The sequence below is a fragment of the Marinobacter lipolyticus SM19 genome, from assembly GCF_000397065.2.
Lineage (GTDB): Bacteria > Pseudomonadota > Gammaproteobacteria > Pseudomonadales > Oleiphilaceae > Marinobacter > Marinobacter lipolyticus.
Window position 1 is genome coordinate 17,497 of the sequence record NZ_KE007325.1, and the last position, 15,590, is coordinate 33,086.

Annotated in this window: 18 protein-coding genes; 4 read left to right on the forward strand and 14 right to left on the reverse strand. The window is 57.4% G+C overall.

Annotation, left to right across the window (positions count from 1 at the left end):
* Positions 1–2: 2 nt before the first annotated feature.
* The 3 genes from tssC to MARLIPOL_RS09610 form a co-directional block, all read right to left on the reverse strand.
* On the reverse strand, positions 3–1,484 hold the full coding sequence (gene tssC, locus MARLIPOL_RS09600) for a type VI secretion system contractile sheath large subunit (protein WP_012137867.1): 1,482 nt from the start codon (positions 1,482–1,484) through the stop codon (positions 3–5).
* Between the two features lie 57 nt (positions 1,485–1,541).
* Entirely contained in the window at positions 1,542–2,039 is a 498-nt protein-coding gene (gene tssB, locus MARLIPOL_RS09605; protein WP_012137868.1) for a type VI secretion system contractile sheath small subunit, read from the reverse strand.
* Positions 2,040–2,242: 203 nt separating this feature from the next.
* Positions 2,243–2,734 carry a DUF4442 domain-containing protein gene (locus tag MARLIPOL_RS09610; protein WP_012137869.1) on the reverse strand — a complete coding sequence of 164 codons (492 nt, stop codon included), beginning with the start codon at positions 2,732–2,734 and terminating at the stop codon, positions 2,243–2,245.
* Between the two features lie 155 nt (positions 2,735–2,889).
* Between MARLIPOL_RS09610 and MARLIPOL_RS09615 the strand changes: the two genes are divergently transcribed.
* The gene (locus MARLIPOL_RS09615; RefSeq protein ID WP_012137870.1) at positions 2,890–3,150 is read left to right on the forward strand and encodes an acyl-CoA-binding protein; all 261 of its coding nucleotides are present in this window, start codon (positions 2,890–2,892) and stop codon (positions 3,148–3,150) included.
* Positions 3,151–3,270: 120 nt separating this feature from the next.
* The gene (locus MARLIPOL_RS09620; protein ID WP_012137871.1) at positions 3,271–3,582 is read left to right on the forward strand and encodes a site-specific integrase; all 312 of its coding nucleotides are present in this window, start codon (positions 3,271–3,273) and stop codon (positions 3,580–3,582) included.
* On the opposite strand, the gene MARLIPOL_RS09625 is transcribed toward MARLIPOL_RS09620, so the two are convergent.
* Together MARLIPOL_RS09625 and greB are read right to left on the reverse strand one after the other, a co-directional pair.
* Complete coding sequence (locus MARLIPOL_RS09625; RefSeq protein WP_012137872.1) at positions 3,579–4,016, reverse strand: hypothetical protein; 438 nt, start codon at positions 4,014–4,016, stop codon at positions 3,579–3,581. The two genes, MARLIPOL_RS09620 and MARLIPOL_RS09625, sit on opposite strands and share 4 nt — an antisense overlap.
* Before the next feature lie 88 nt (positions 4,017–4,104).
* Complete coding sequence (gene greB / locus MARLIPOL_RS09630) at positions 4,105–4,620, reverse strand: transcription elongation factor GreB (RefSeq protein ID WP_036191222.1); 516 nt, start codon at positions 4,618–4,620, stop codon at positions 4,105–4,107.
* A 299-nt stretch (positions 4,621–4,919) separates the two neighbouring features.
* Here greB and MARLIPOL_RS09635 point away from each other — a divergent pair, with 299 nt between their 5' ends.
* Positions 4,920–5,171, forward strand: a complete 252-nt coding sequence (locus MARLIPOL_RS09635) for a hypothetical protein (protein ID WP_012137874.1) — start codon at positions 4,920–4,922, stop codon at positions 5,169–5,171.
* Here MARLIPOL_RS09635 and MARLIPOL_RS09640 read toward each other — a convergent pair whose 3' ends face one another.
* The 8 genes from MARLIPOL_RS09640 to ftsY all read right to left on the reverse strand — a co-directional run bounded on the left by MARLIPOL_RS09640 (position 5,172) and on the right by ftsY (position 13,276).
* Entirely contained in the window at positions 5,172–6,656 is a 1,485-nt protein-coding gene (locus tag MARLIPOL_RS09640) for a sensor histidine kinase (RefSeq protein WP_036191224.1), read from the reverse strand.
* Entirely contained in the window at positions 6,643–7,323 is a 681-nt protein-coding gene (locus tag MARLIPOL_RS09645) for a winged helix-turn-helix domain-containing protein (RefSeq protein ID WP_012137876.1), read from the reverse strand. The genes MARLIPOL_RS09640 and MARLIPOL_RS09645 overlap by 14 nt, the downstream gene beginning before the upstream one ends.
* Before the next feature lie 114 nt (positions 7,324–7,437).
* On the reverse strand, positions 7,438–8,217 hold the full coding sequence (hyi, locus tag MARLIPOL_RS09650) for a hydroxypyruvate isomerase (protein ID WP_012137877.1): 780 nt from the start codon (positions 8,215–8,217) through the stop codon (positions 7,438–7,440).
* 2 nt (positions 8,218–8,219) lie between these two features.
* Positions 8,220–9,128: an NAD(P)-dependent oxidoreductase gene (locus MARLIPOL_RS09655; RefSeq protein WP_012137878.1), complete on the reverse strand. Its 909-nt coding sequence runs from the start codon at positions 9,126–9,128 to the stop codon at positions 8,220–8,222.
* 233 nt (positions 9,129–9,361) lie between these two features.
* The gene (gene rpoH, locus MARLIPOL_RS09660) at positions 9,362–10,228 is read right to left on the reverse strand and encodes an RNA polymerase sigma factor RpoH (RefSeq protein WP_012137879.1); all 867 of its coding nucleotides are present in this window, start codon (positions 10,226–10,228) and stop codon (positions 9,362–9,364) included.
* Positions 10,229–10,423: 195 nt separating this feature from the next.
* On the reverse strand, positions 10,424–11,416 hold the full coding sequence (gene ftsX / locus MARLIPOL_RS09665; RefSeq protein ID WP_012137880.1) for a permease-like cell division protein FtsX: 993 nt from the start codon (positions 11,414–11,416) through the stop codon (positions 10,424–10,426).
* A complete protein-coding gene (ftsE, locus tag MARLIPOL_RS09670; RefSeq protein WP_012137881.1) occupies positions 11,406–12,077 on the reverse strand; it encodes a cell division ATP-binding protein FtsE in 672 nt (223 codons plus the stop codon). Before ftsE ends, ftsX begins: the two co-directional genes overlap by 11 nt.
* Before the next feature lie 14 nt (positions 12,078–12,091).
* Positions 12,092–13,276, reverse strand: coding sequence for a signal recognition particle-docking protein FtsY (gene ftsY / locus MARLIPOL_RS09675; RefSeq protein WP_012137882.1), 1,185 nt, complete (start codon positions 13,274–13,276; stop codon positions 12,092–12,094).
* Between the two features lie 163 nt (positions 13,277–13,439).
* Between ftsY and rsmD the strand changes: the two genes are divergently transcribed.
* Positions 13,440–14,063 carry a 16S rRNA (guanine(966)-N(2))-methyltransferase RsmD gene (rsmD, locus tag MARLIPOL_RS09680; protein WP_036191351.1) on the forward strand — a complete coding sequence of 208 codons (624 nt, stop codon included), beginning with the start codon at positions 13,440–13,442 and terminating at the stop codon, positions 14,061–14,063.
* A 177-nt stretch (positions 14,064–14,240) separates the two neighbouring features.
* On the opposite strand, the gene MARLIPOL_RS09685 is transcribed toward rsmD, so the two are convergent.
* Positions 14,241–15,422, reverse strand: coding sequence for a DesA family fatty acid desaturase (locus MARLIPOL_RS09685; RefSeq protein ID WP_012137884.1), 1,182 nt, complete (start codon positions 15,420–15,422; stop codon positions 14,241–14,243).
* Positions 15,423–15,590: the final 168 nt, after the last annotated feature.

The following is a 15,590-nucleotide window of genomic DNA, read 5'->3' on the forward strand; positions in this document are numbered from 1 at the left end:
GATCAATCCTTGTCCAGTCGGCCAACCAGTGACAGTTCGAAGTTGGCGCCCATGTACTTGAAGTGGGGCCGAACCGCCAGGGATACCTGGTACCAGCCCGGATCGCCCTCGACGTCGGATACGGTGACCTGGGCTGCGCGCAGCGGGCGACGGCTGCGGACGTCCGCCGGCGGGTTTTCCTGGTCGGCGACGTACTGGCGAATCCAGGTGTTCAGTTCCCGCTCAAGGTCCTGACGCTCTTTCCAGGAGCCGATCTGCTCGCGCTGCAGCACTTTGATGTAGTGCGCCAGGCGGTTGACGATCATCATGTAAGGCAGTTGCGTACCCAACTTGTAGTTGGTTTCCGCTTCCTTGCCTTCCTTGGTGTTGGGGAACTGCTTGGGCTTCTGTACCGAGTTGGCGGAGAAGAACGCAGCGTTGTCGCTGCCCTTGCGCATGGTCAGGGCAATGAAACCTTCGTCGGCCATTTCGTATTCGCGGCGGTCGGTGATCAGTACTTCGGTCGGAATCTTGGCTTCCAGCTGGCCAAAGGATTCGAACAGGTGTACTGGCAGGTCTTCCACCGCGCCGCCACTTTGCGGACCGATAATGTTCGGGCACCAGCGGTACTTGGCGAAGCTTTCGGTCAGGCGCGTGGCCAGCAGGTAGGCCGTGTTGCCCCACAGGTAGTGTTCGTGGTCGGCGGACACATCTTCTTTGTAGTTGAAGCTACGCACCGGGTTTTCAGTGGGGTCGTAGGGCACCCGCAGGAGGAAGCGTGGCGAGGTCAACCCCAGGTAGCGGGCGTCTTCGGATTCACGCAGTGAGCGCCACTTGGCGTATTTCGGCCCTTCGAAAACCGCTTTCAGTTCCTTGATGGCCGGCAGTTCCTGGTAACTATCGACGCCGAAGAAAGACGGCGCGACGGAGGACAGGAATGGCGCGTGGGCCATGGCGCCCACGGAGGACACGTGCTGCAGCAGCTTCATGTCTGGCGTGGATGGGGTGAACGCGTAGTTACCCACCACGGCACCGACTGGCTCACCGCCAAACTGACCGTATTCGGTGGAGTAAATGTGTTTGTAAAAACCAGCCTGGGTGACATCCGGGGCAAATTCGAAATCTTCCAGCAGCTCGGCTTTAGTGGCGTGGAGGATATCCACCTTGATGTTCTCGCGGAAATCGGTGCGATCAACCATCAGTTTCAGGCCGCGCCAGGAGGATTCCAGCTCCTGCAGTTTCGGCGCATGCAGGATTTCATCCATCTGGGCGCTGATCTTGCGATCCAGCTCAACCACCATCTGGTCCACCAGCGCCTTGTTGACCGGCTGACCTTTCTCGTCGCTTTTCAGCAGGTTGGCAATGAATGTTGCGACCCCTTTGCGGGCCACATCGTAGCCCTCGTCCGCCGGTGCCATACGGCTGTTGGCCATGACCTGGTCCAGCAAGGACCCTTCTGCTACAGATTCGGAGGCAGCCGATTGCTGCACAGCAGTATCAGACATACTACATCCCTTCAGTACGTTTTGATTAAAGTCGGAATTCGATTGCGAGCCTTCGGATTACTCGGCTTTTTCTGTGGCCAGATCCAGTTCGGCCAACAGCTTGCCCCGGGCGTCTTCGTTGTCCAGCAGCTCCTGCAGCTTGGAGCGGAATGACGGTACATTCCCCAGCGGGCCTTTCAGGGCAACCAGGGCTTCACGCAGCTCGATCAGCTTGTTCAGCTCAGGCACCTGACGGGCAATGCCATCCGGGGAGAAATCGTCCAGGGTCTGGAATTCCAGGTTCACCGGCAGTTCGTCGGCTTCTTCATCCAGCTGGTTGGACACCGTAGTGGAAAGGGTAAGACCGGCTTCCTTCATGACAGAACGGAAGTTGTTCTTGTCGACGGAAATGGCCTTGCGATCCTCGATGGGGGTTTCTTCGGGCTGTCCCTTGAAATCACCAACCACGAACATTTTCAGCGGCAGTTCGGTTTCAGCCTGCTGATCGCCGGTGGCGGGGACATATTTGATATTGATGCGCTCTTTAGGCGCGACGGAACCGTCTTTTGAAGACATGCGCTTGCTCCCTGTGCAAATCATTTGCAGTAGTTCAATCCCTTGTGCATACCCTCCCGGTACGCAACGGCAAAAACTCTACACAGGATGATATCCATTCTCAAGCAAAAACTGGCCAGGGTGTGGCAAAAATGTGCGCCCGGGCAAAGTTTTGCCAAACAAAGCCCGGATCAACGCCATACCAAGAGCACAGTGCGTCGCTTTTAGCGACGCTTTGGCGTCCAAGCCCAGATCATTTCGATCTCGATCGGTTGTTTTCCTTCGCCGTCACGGATGGTCACCGGCACGGAGGTTTCCCCCTTGTCTTCCACCTGCATCTGCTCCCGCTGCTCCGGGGTCAGGTGGGCTTCCACGGTCATGTCACCTTTGGCGCGACGAGTGTACTCGGCATGGGCGGTCTTGATCACCGGCACCTTGTCATCTGGCACATTCAGGCCCACCAGAAATCCGGTGGCGGACTCCGCCAGCAGCAGGGAGGCCACGGCATGAACACCACCAATGTGATTCTGTACCCGGCGCTTGTTGGCAATACTGATCACACAGCGACCCGCGTCCAGATGCTCGATGCGAATGCCTGCGGTGCCAGTAAAAGGCACCACTTTGCCGAAGAACAGAGTCAGCGCCCGCGACCGGGCAAAGGCAGGTAAGCTGTTGATCTTGCCGACAATACCGGCCAGTTTGTTGGTGGCGGCCATGGACTTTACTCCGATTAGCTGAAATTTTGAGGCAGGACAATAACCCATTCGTCGAAGGAAAGGAACGATCAGTCAATGACGCCTGAAACCTCTCTGGCTATACTCGGCAAAAACATAGCTAACGCACCACCCCCTCAATAAAAAAGGAAAGAGACATGAGTGACCTGAAAACCCAGTTTGAGGAAGCCGTGAATTACATCCAGACCGGCGAAGGCGATTTCACACCGTCCAACGAAATGAAGCTGGAGTTCTACGCGCTGTACAAGCAGGCAACCGAAGGAGATGCCAGCGGCAAGCGCCCGGGCATGATGGATTTCGTCGGTCGCGCCAAGTACGACGCCTGGGCGGAACTGAAAGGCACCTCCAGCGATGAAGCCATGCAGAAGTACATCGATAAGCTCAACGCCCTGAAATAATCCCACCGATGCCCTTGCCGGCCATGCGCCGGCAAGCCGCTATAAAAGTTTTGCGACATTCAAACGATTGTCATAAGATGCGCGCAACATAAGAACAACAACGCATCTGGAAGAGTAATCATGGACATTACCGAGGCGCTGGAACAATCCCAGCCGGGCCTTGTTGGCCGCGTTAACACAGCGATTCAGAAACATCAGCTGAACCAGAGAGCAGAGCAGACTTACCTGCACTGGATTTCAAGGTTTGTGCTTTTTCACGAATTGAAAGACCCGCAAGATCTGGAAACCGATGACCGCCAGTTGTTTCTCACCTACCTGAAAGACCGAATCCAGTTGTCACGGGCACGACTCAACCAGGCGAGCCAGGCTTTGACGTTTTTCTATGAGGATGTTCTGGAAAAGACGGAAGCGGAGCAGATCGTTGCCGCCTAGCGCTGGATCAGATTGATGTTCTGCGCCTCGTAGGTGCGATTCTCTGGTGGCCGAATCAAATAATTGTTGCTGTGGTTCTGGCCAGGCACCACCTTGGGGTTGCTGAAGCGGAATTCCACCGGAATCTCGCTTCGTCCCAGGTCGGTACGAGGATCCCGTGGCTGCAGCGCCAGCGGGTCGAGGTAGAAATCTTCTTCGGTGCGGGGCTGAACCGGCACACCAGCCGCAGGCGCTTCCAACCCACCTTCAATGACGGTATTGGCCAGGGTTTCCTCTTCCATCGAACGCAGGGGGATGTTGTCCACCGTGGAACGCTCACGATAATCAAACACGTCGCCGCCCTCACCTTCTGCCATCGTCTGCGCCAGCAGGGACACAGGCATAAGGGTCAGCCCCAGCACGAAAGCCGCCATGATCTTACAGAAAGAACCCATACCAAACCCGATCCGCGAGTCAAATTTTGATCAGTCTATCGTCAAAGGCGACAAAAAACTCAACGAGTCGTCAGGTTTGTGACAGTTTTCACTGGTTTGCTTCGGCTTCCTCGTAACGGATGTCTGTGATCACGACCGCCTGCCAGCCTTCCGGCGTCCGCACACTGACCTCGTCATCCAGGCGTTTGCCAACCAGCGCCCGGGCCATCGGCGAATCGATGCTCAGGTAACCTCGGCTAAGGTCAAACTCGTCCGGCCCCACCAGCCGGTAACGCTGCTCGCTGCCATCCTCATGCTCAATGGTCACCCAGGCGCCAAAGAACACCTTGCCACGATCATCGGGCAAACGGTCAACCACGGTCAGTTCGTCCAGCCGCTTGGTGAGGAAACGCACCCGCCGGTCGATCTCCCGCAACTGCTTCTTACCGTAGATATATTCGGCGTTCTCCGAGCGGTCGCCCAACGCCGCCGCCTCACGCACCGCCTGGGTCACTTCCGGACGTTTCTCCTTCCACAGGTAGCGCAACTCTTCCCGCAAGGCCCGCTCTCCCTCAGGGGTAATGTACCGGGCTCGTCCCCGCGCAGCGCCAGATTGCTGTTTCATATCAAGAACCTGTCATCAGTGGCAGAAGTGGTATGAGCGGGCATAAAAAAACCCCGTAAAAACGGGGTAAGGCTAGCGCTGTGCTGGAGGGAGAAGCAAGCAGTAATAACTGCCGGCCTCCAAATCTACAGTGTTCATTATGCACAACAGGGGTTACACCGGCGTGGCCGGCTAATTACGTTTTGGTCAGGGAACCCGGCGTCAGTGAGCAGATTAGGTTGCGCACTCTAGAGATTGGGAATAGCGTTCAGGGTCAGTATTTGAAGACTTTTTCAATGTTGATCACGGGAAACAACACCATGAACACCCAAAAACTGATGAACACTGCTCTGAACAGTCTGGACGCCATCGGCTACCGCCTGGATCAATATGGCATCACCGCCAAGGTGAATCGCCACAACCTGGCCGCCTTCATCATGCTGGAACAAAAGCACCTGGAAGGTGAGTGGGACAGCATTCAGGTTCGGCTGGATCGTCGTCGTGCCCAGGTTGAAAGCCTCGTGCGCCCTGTTCTGAACCAGGTCAACCGCTTCCGCGGCGTTGCCAGCTGATCAGACGTTTGATGATTCCGACGGGGAGTTTCTTTGCTCCCCGCCACTTGCCCCACTCTGCGGATCAATCTGCGTTGTGCGAATACGCTTTTTCTCAACCACATACGCTGGCATACGGATAGTCACCGTCAACCCGGGGTTTTCCTCACCGGGCCGGTAGTCCGACAGCTCAATTCTTGCCTGATGAATTTCAGCCACCGCACTCACCAGACTCAACCCCAGCCCGTTACCCGGGGATGATCGACTCTTGCCGACACGGTAGAAACGCTGGAAGACCTGGTCCTTTTCGTCGTCCGGGATACCGATCCCGCTGTCGCTGACCTCAAACAGGCAATCCTCACCGTCACGGCGGACCACCACCCGAATCGTGCCCTTTTCCGGGGTGTATTTAATGGCATTGTCGATCAGGTTACTGACCATCTGGAACAACAGGTCCCGGTCGCCCTCAATCATTACCTGATGCTCCAGGGCCTGCTCGAACACCTGCTCCTTGTCCTCCGCCAGCGCTTCGTAAAGCTCGCAGGCGTCGCTCACCAGACTGTCCAGGGACACGGGCTTCATGTCTGCGGTGTTGCCCCGGGTCTCAAGCCGTGCAATCCGCAACAGGGCATTGAAGGTGGCCAACAGTTGATCCGCCTCGGCCACCGCACGACCGGCCTGTTCACGGGCTTCGTCGTTGTCGACGGACATCAGGGTGTTTTCAAGCTGGTTGCGCAAGCGGGTCAATGGCGTTCGCAGGTCGTGGGCAATGCTGTCGGATACATGGCGGATGCCTTCCATCAGGTAGACAATCCGGTCCAGCATCTGGTTCAGATTCTCCGCCAGCTGATCAAAATCATCATCGGTACCACGGGTCGGTATACGCAGAGACAGGTGGCCGTTCATGATTCGCCGGGAGGTGCTGTTGATCACTTCTATGCGCCGGGTGGTACTCCGGCTCATCAGAAAACCACCCAGCAGGGCCAGGCCCAGGGTAATGCCCATTCCCCAGTTAATGGCAGTTTCAATCACCCGCTTGAGGTTGGTCAGTTCGTCAACGTCCCGCCCCACCAGCAACCGCAAACCGCCCTGCACCTCGAAGATTCGGGCCCGGGCCAGCCGTTCCGGGCCTCGCCAGCCCACGTCCTGGTTCAGGGTAAAATTGATCCAGCCACTTTCCGAGCGGGCCCCCTCCGGCCAGGTTTCGATATTGCCGGCCAGCTTGAGAAAGTCATCGGTAGTCAGCAGATAAATGGATTTGGCGTTGGGATCCCGCGCCACACGCTCGCGGATAATGGTAATCAGACCATTGATGCCGCGACCGCGGTATTGCTCCGCGAGGCCTGCGATTTCGGCCTCGATGGTTTCGTCCGTCTGGGCGGTCATGAATCCGGCGGTGCGCCAGTATATGAACGCCAGCAGCAGAAACACCGAGGTGGCAAACACCACCATATACAACAGTGCTAGCTGAAAGGACGACGTCCGGAGCTGACTAAGCAGTTTCACGCAACATGTACCCTGCGCCCCGTATGGTCTGCAGCAACGGAGTCTCGAATTCCTTGTCGATCTTGGCTCTCAGCCGACTGATATGCACATCAATGACGTTGGTCTGGGGATCGAAATGGTAATCCCAGACTTTCTCCAGCAGCATCGTGCGAGTCACCACCTGCCCGGCGTTGCGCATCAGGTACTCCAGCAGACGGAATTCCCGGGGTTGCACATCAATGTTCTGACCCGCCCGCTTGACGGTTCGCGCCAGCAGATCCATTTCCAGATCCGCCACCCGCAACACGGTCTCGGTCTCCGCCGACTGGCGGTTACGGCGGACCAGCGATTCAATGCGAGCCAGCAGTTCGGTGAAGGAGAAGGGTTTGGTGAGGTAATCGTCACCACCACCACGCAGTCCCTCAACCCGGTCATCCACATCGCCCAGGGCGCTGAGGATCAGCACCGGTACCTGATTCCCGGTGGCCCGAACGGTCTTGATGATGGACAGGCCATCCATACCGGGCAGCATGCGATCCACGATCATGATGTCGTAATCCTCACTGGCCGCCATCATCATCCCTTCCTTGCCATCAGCCGCATGGTCGACAACAAAGTCCGACTCCTTAAGGCCTTTGACAAGGTAGTTTGCTACATCCTGATCGTCTTCAATTACCAGCGCTTTCACCGGTTATCCTCCCGATAGCGGATTACTTTAACGATTACATTACAAACAGGGTACGAAGAAGTTGGTAACCCGGCCAGTTACGATCTTGTAAGAGGGTGTCGCCTATGGCGACGGTCACGACGTCAACTGAAACCAGCCCAGGCTCTCAGCGGTTGTGGTTGCAGGGCGATACTCCGCACTCAGCCAGCCGTTGTAGCCCAGATTATCCAGCTCCCGAAAAACATTCGAAAAGTTAATCTCCCCGGTGCCAGGCTCGTGTCGCCCCGGATTATCCGCAAACTGGATGTGGCCGATCCACGGCAACAGGCACTCCACCGTACGCAGCAGATCCCCTTCCATGATCTGCATATGGTAGAGGTCATACTGCAAGCGCACGTTATCCATATCAACCTCTTCAAGCAGGCGCATCACCCTGGCGGAGGTATCGAGAAAGAACCCCGGCATATCCACCCGCGAATTGATCGCCTCCAGGCACAGTGTAATCCCTTCGGCCTCCAGCTGTTTCGCAGCCCAGCGCACATTCTCCACCAGCGTCTGCCAGGCCAGATCCTCATCCAGATCCGCCGGTTTCAGGCCAGCCAGACAGTTAACGCGGGTGCACTCCAGGGCACGAGCATACTCAATGGCTTGCAGCACACCTTCGCGAAACTCCTCCACCCGATCCGGCAGACAGGCAATACCCCGCTCACCACCGCCCCAGTCCCCCGGCGGCAGATTGAACAGCACCTGGGTCAGGCTGTTCGTACGCAGGGCCTGCTGAAGCTCTGCCGCCGGCCACTCATAGGGAAACAGATACTCCACACCCGTGAAACCAGCCAGGCGGGCCTGCTCGAAGCGCTCCATAAACGGCACTTCGGTGAACAACATGGACAGATTGGCAGCAAATTGAGGCATGGTTATTTTCCCGGTTTTCCCAGAGAGCCCATCAGGGCACCGTTCAGATGTTCCAGCTCCAGCAGCAGGCCGCTGTGGTCGACATCGCTGTGACCATTAGCCACCAGTGACTGATATTCATTATGAACCTGCTGCGCCAGGGGCAAGGTCAGATTCTCCGCCCTGGCCTCGTCCAGAATCATCCGCAAATCCTTGAGCTGGATACGAGCCGGCGCGCCGGGCGCGAAATCACGATCAATCATACGCTGACCATGCAGCTCCAGGATACGACTGCCGGCAAACCCACCCATCAGCGCCTCCCGCACCGCCGCCGGATCGGCACCGCCTTTCGCCGCCAGCAACAGCGCTTCGGACACCGCCCCAATAGTGATGCCCACAATCGCCTGATTGGCCAGCTTGGCCAGTTGTCCGGAGCCAACCGGACCGATCCGTGTGCATTTACCCAAAGCCTCAAACACCGGGCGAGCCCGATCCACATCCTGCTCCGACCCACCGGCCATAATACTCAACCGCGCCTCAGCGGCCCCGACGGTACCACCCGACACCGGCGCATCCACATAACCTGCGCCCCGATCCGCTGCCAATTCGGCATGGCGACGGGCGACGGAGGGCTGAACAGAACTCATATCGATCACCAGGGCGCCGGATTTCAAGGCTGCGATAGCGCCCTGCTCTACCAGGACCTGCTCCACCACATCGCTGTTTTCCAGCATGGTGATGACGACGTCTGCATCACGGACCGCCTGTTCCGGTGAATCCGCAATGGTGGCTTCATCCTTGAAAGGATCACACTTGCTGACCGTGCGGTTCCACAACGTCATGGAAAACCCGGCATCCAGAAGATTCCGTGTCATGGGCGCACCCATCAGGCCAATGCCCAAAAAGGCAATACGAAGACGTTTCGCAGTCATAGTTGTCGAACCTTACTCCAAATGTTGGAGAAGCGAGTGGGCAGACGTTTCCAAAACCGTGCGGAGCCATGGATGGCGGAGCCGAGCGTACAGGGACGTATCCACAGCGTGTTTTGGAAACGCCTGCCCACTCGCTTCCACCCCCAAAGTTTGTTTCAAGCAATTATACAAACAAAAACGCCACCAACCTGAATCAGGATGGTGGCGTTCGAGAACGTCCGAGTATCTCAGAATCAGGCCGGTACGGCTTCCACCATACTCGTCCGGATCTTCTTCATAGCGTTCTTCTCAAGCTGCCGGATCCGCTCGGCGGATACACCGTACTTGTCAGCCAACTCATGCAACGTGGACTTGCTCTCCGACAGCCAGCGCTCCCGAAGGATATCCTGGCTGCGCTCGTCCAGAGATCCCAGCGCGTGCATCAGACGACCATTGGAATCCTCTGACCAGTCCGCATTCTCCAGCTGCACCGCCGGATCACCTCGCCGGTCCTCCAGATAATAGGCCGGAGCCTGATAGGCATGATCATCGTCATCGTCCTGCGGGCCATCGAACGCCGTATCCTGGGAGGCCAACCGGCCTTCCATTTCACGCACGACTTTTGGCTCCACCCCGAGATCTTCCGCCACCGCATGGAGCTCATCGTGACTGAGCCATGCCAGACGCTTCTTCTGGCTGCGCAGATTAAAGAACAGCTTGCGCTGGGCTTTGGTCGTGGCCACTTTCACAATGCGCCAGTTGCGCAGAATAAACTCGTGAATCTCCGCCTTGATCCAGTGCACGGCGAAAGACACCAGACGTACACCGAACTCCGGGTTGAAGCGTTTGACGGCCTTCATCAGCCCCACATTGCCTTCCTGGATCAGGTCAGCCTGGGACAATCCGTAACCGGAATAGCTGCGGGCGATGTGAATAACAAACCGCAAATGAGAGAGCACCAGCTGACGAGCTGCTTCCACGTCACCCTCGTAATGGAGACGTTCTGCAAGCTCACGCTCTTCATCGGCAGACAATACCGGAATTCTGCTCGCAGCCTGTATATAAGACTCGAGATTCGCGCCCGGAACCAGCCTGTCAATCAGCTGTAAACTCGTACCCATGCTTTTAACCTCCGAACCTGACGATCGCTAAATATACCAAGTGATTCTTTGACCGCCAAGACCTTAAAAAGTTCTTGGAATTCCCAGTAAAACCTTTAAAAACAAATGACTGGGTAATCCACGCTTTGTATCTTGAATAGTGACACTACGCCCTTTGCCGCAAATTCTACAATACGGTTTTCCCGCAATCCCGGATTAACCTCCCGCGACCTCTCCAGGCTCAATATCGTCCAGATGGCGCTTGACCGCCACCCAGGCACCCAACCAGCCTAACAGCATGGCCACAATAAGCAACGCAAGCGCACCATCGAAGGACAGGCCATTGAGGGCAAAGTCACTGCGGTACAGCCCCGCGAGCCGCTCGACCGGGCCACTGAGCCACCACAACGACACCTGCAGCAACACCCAGGCCACCACGCCACCGCCAAGGCCGAACCAGGCCCCGGTATACAGGAATGGACGGCGAACAAAGGCATCCGTGCCGCCGACCAGCTTGGCGACAAGTATCTCGTCACGGCGATTTTCAATCGCCAGCCGCACGGTGTTGCCTATCACCAGCACCACCGCCGCCGCCAGCAACAGGGCCAGCGCCCACACCGCACGGGCCAGCAGGTCGGTCATGGCGTTCAGTCGCTGCAGCCAGCCCAGGTCCACCTGCACCCGCTCCACGCCATCCAGGCCCTGCAGACGGGTGACCAGGGTCTCTACTCCGCTGGCACTGCGGGAGGTTTCATCCGGCGTCACCACCAATGTATGTGGCAACGGATTCCCCTCCAGGTAATCCAACGCATCTTCGAGGCCGGAAGAGCCCCGGAATTCCGCCAACGCCTGCTCCTTGTCGATCAGCTCTACCTCAAGGATGCGACTGTCATCCAGCACCTCAGCCCGCAATTCGCGTGCGCGCTCCAGCGGTACTCCTTCACCCAGGTAGGCGGTAATACGGGCGCTGTTCTCCCAGCCGGCACTCACCCCCTGCAGGCTGGTCAGTAGTAACAACAGGGCCACCGGCAGCGCCAGGGCCACCCCCATCACCATCCAGGTCATGGAACTGGCGACCGGTGTACGCCAGAGCCGCTCAGCACTCTCCCGGGCGACCTTGCGGTGATGCACCAGGTAGCTCTCGGCCAGTTCCTGCCAGGGCGAGGAGGCCTTGTTGGCCCCTGCCCGCTTGCGGGGCTCAGCCGCCATGACCACCTCCCGCAATCAATTGGCCGTGATCCAGGGTCAACGTACGGCGCTGCATATCGTTGATCAATGCAATATCGTGACTGGCGATCAGCACCGTCACCCCAACCTGACTGAACTGGCCAAACAGGTGCATGATGTCCGCTGACAGCTCGGGATCCAGGTTACCGGTAGGCTCATCCGCCAGTAACACAGGGGGCTTGTTCACCACGGCACGGGCAATACCCACACGCTGCTGCTCACCCCCGGACAGCTGCAGGGGGCTCATTTTTTCCTTGTTCAGCAGCCCAACCTTGTCGAGAGATGCGCGCACCCGGCGACCAATATCCCGCGCCGGCACGCCCATCACTTCCAGGGGCATCGCCACGTTATCGAATACCGTGCGGTCAAACAGTAACTGGTGGTTCTGGAACACCACGCCAATATGACGGCGAATGTAGGGGATCTGGCGCTTGGGAAGCTTATTCAACATCTGTCCGCCAACAATCACCTCGCCGGCGCTGGGACGCTCCATCACCATGATGAGCTTGAGCAGGGTACTCTTGCCGGCACCGGAATGACCGGTCAGGAACGCCAACTCGCCCCGAGCCAGGCTGAAATTCACCTGTCGCAAGGCGGTATGGTCGCTGTCATAGCGCTTGGTGACCTGACGGAATTCAATCATCGGCCGTTACTGCGTTACTGGTCGTCAAACAGGGCATCCACAAAGGTTTCCGCATCGAAGCTGCGCAGGTCCGCCACCTGTTCACCCACACCGATAAAACGGATGGGCAGCTGCAGCTGACGCGCGATAGCGAACACAATACCACCCTTGGCGGTGCCGTCCAGTTTCGTCAAAGTAATGCCGCTGACGCCCACGGCCTGCTGGAAAACCTGGGCCTGACTCAGGGCGTTCTGGCCGGTACCGGCGTCGAGCACCAGCATCACCTCGTGGGGGGCGGTGTCGTCCAGCTTTTTCATCACCCGAACGACTTTCTCCAGCTCGTTCATCAAATTCTCTTTGTTCTGCAGGCGGCCGGCAGTATCGGCAATCACCACATCCACCTCGCGGGACTGGGCGGACTGGATCGCATCAAAGATCACCGAAGCACTGTCCGCACCAGTATGCTGAGCCACTACTGGCACGTTGTTGCGCTCGCCCCATACCTGCAACTGCTCCACTGCGGCAGCGCGGAAGGTATCTCCCGCCGCCAGCATCACCGACTTGCCCTCATCCTGGAACTTCTTGGTGAGCTTGCCGATGGTCGTGGTCTTGCCGACACCGTTTACGCCCACCATCAGGATCACATAGGGCTGCTTTTTGGCGTCCAGTTCCAGGGGTTTCGTGACATCTTTCAACAGGCCATGAAGCTCGTCACGAAGGGCCTGACGCAGGGCCGCGCCGTCCTTGAGCTGGTTACGCTCCAGCTTGTCGGTGAGTGATTCAATGATCTCCGACGTGGCCGTGACACCCACATCCGCCATCAGCAGCGTGGTTTCAATCTCTTCCAGCAGATCCTCGTCGATCTTCTTGCCGATGGCGAACAGATCGGAGAAGCCTGTGGACAGCGTCGCGCGGGTTTTACCCAGACCCTGGCGAATGCGCTCCAGAACACTGACCTGCGGCTCTTCCGCAGCCGGTTCCGGTTCGACAGCAGGCGCAGGAGCTTCTTCCACTTCCGCAACCGAGGCCTCTGCGACCGCAGCGTCTGGCGCGGGCGCTTCTTCCTGCCCAGCCGCCGGTTTCGCGCCGGGCTGCGGCTCAGGTTTCTTCTGGGGAACCGGCTTGGGACGGGGAATACGCTTCCGGTTGCCGGCCAGATCCAGAGCAAAAACGAAAACAAGAAGGGCCAACAGGCCAATTGAAATCCACTCTGCGGTCATACTCATTCCATCGGTTGAAAATTGGCAGGATAAAAGAAAGCCGACATTCTAGCAGACTGCCGGCCGTAATTGGGGCACTCACATAACAGCTACACCCGATGGCGACGGGGTGATTTTCCGTTACCATGTCGCCATTCCAGATACAGAGGCAATCAGCGGGATCATGGGGCGAAAACCAGGACATCAGAAAAACAGTCGCAGCGCGGCAGCAAAAACCGGCGGCGGAGAACTACGTATCATCGGCGGCGACTGGCGCAGCCGCAAACTCCAGTTTCCCGAAACCGGTGGTGTACGCCCCACCCCCGCCCGCACCCGGGAAACTCTGTTTAACTGGCTGAACTACCACCTCGCCGGCAGTCGCTGTCTTGACCTGTTCGCCGGTTCCGGCGCACTCGGCCTGGAAGCACTGTCCCGGGGTGCCGGCACAACCGTGTTCGTCGACCATACGCCAACGCTGGCTCAAGCCCTGCGCGGCAACCTTCGGTTATTGAAATCGGAAAAAGGAGACGTAGTCTGCCAGAGCGTCGACACCTTTCTGGCCCAACCACCGGCCGAACCCTTCGACATCCTGTTCATGGACCCGCCCTTCCGGCAAGGCTGGCTGGAAAAGCTGATCCCGATGATCGCCAATTATGGCTGGGTCAAACCCGGCGGCTGGATTTATGTGGAACACGAAAGCGAACGGACAACCCCGGAAACACCCGAAAACTGGACCCTGTACAGACAAAAGTCCGCCGGCCAGGTCACGTATTGCCTGTTTAAAAACGAAGAATCAGAAGGTGCTTGAAGAGAAAAGTGGAGATCCCACGAAAATCTGACAGGTCTCGGGGTGGAGTGCTTTTTCTGGCGGGATAAAGGTGTCTGAGCGAAGCGAGTTCTTTTCCCATAAGAAAAAGTACCCCACCCCGGGACCATCCCCACCCTTTGCAGGCTACCAATGGCAAGCCTGCAAAGGGCCAGGAATTTAAGCCGAAGGCCTTCTGAGAGAATAAGCCCGAAGGTGCGCAGCAAACTCTTCCAGATAGCGAATACCACTGGCCTCCGCCTCCTTGCACCAGTCCGCGAGCGCCTGCATCTTCTCCTGGGGCTTCACCCCACGCTTACGCCACAGAGCCTGCAGCTCATGACTCATCTCGTAGATCTTACGCAACGCTGCGTTTTTCTCCAGCGCCGTCTCCAGATGCTCCTGATCCTTAGGCTTGATCAACGACACCTCGCGGGACAGCAACTGCTTCAGCTTGCGGTAACGGGGACGAATCTCATCATCCATCAACGCCTTCTGCTGACGCAACACCGGCTCCATCACCCGCTTACGGTACTGACGCATGATGGCGAAACGGTTGTTGGAAATCGCCTGCACGGTTTCCACATCCACAACCTGCTTGCCCGGCACGAAATGGGCGATCGGCTTGAAGCCCTTGGGCTTGGCCAGCCCGAACAGCTGGAACAGGCGGATGTAACCCCAGCCGATATCCACCTCAAACCAGCGACGGGACAGCTTGGATGAGTTCGGATAGGTGTGGTGATTGTTATGCAGCTCTTCACCACCGATCAGGATACCCAGCGGTGAAATGTTGCGGGCGTTGTCTGCACATTCAAAGTTACGGTACCCGAACCAGTGGCCGATGCCATTGACAACACCCGCCGCCCAGACCGGAATCCACATCATCTGCACCGCCCAGATCCAGATACCGTGAACACCGAACAGCAACAGGTTGATCACCGCCAGAATCGCGATGCCCAGCATTTTATAGCGACTGTAGACGTTGCGCTCGATCCAGTCTTCCGGCGTGCGCTGGCCATAACGCTCCAGAGTTTCCGGGGTGGCGGACTCGGCATAGAGCTCAGCGCCCTGGAACAGAACCTTGCGAATACCCAGAACCACCGGGCTGTGGGGGTCTTCCTCGGTTTCACACTTGGCGTGATGCTTACGATGGATGGCAGTCCATTCCTTGGTATTCTGGGCCGTGGTCAGCCACAACCAGAAACGGAAGAAGTGCTTCAGCACCGGATGCAAATCCAGCGAGTTGTGAGCCGAATGGCGATGCAGGTAGAGAGTTACGCTTACGATGGTGACGTGGGTCATGCCCAGTACAACCAGAATCAGTTGCATCACCGAAAGGTCAAGGAGACCGTTAAACCACATATTCAATCCTCAATCAAAATCGTGGTTAGACTGACATTAAAGCCAGCAAACCGTATTGGGCACTTTAGCGTACAGTTGTAAGCTCCAACAACCGCATTTGGATGAAAATTTGTTACTGATTACACTTGTCCGGTTTCAAACCGTACGAGCATCCCCCAGTCATCGGAG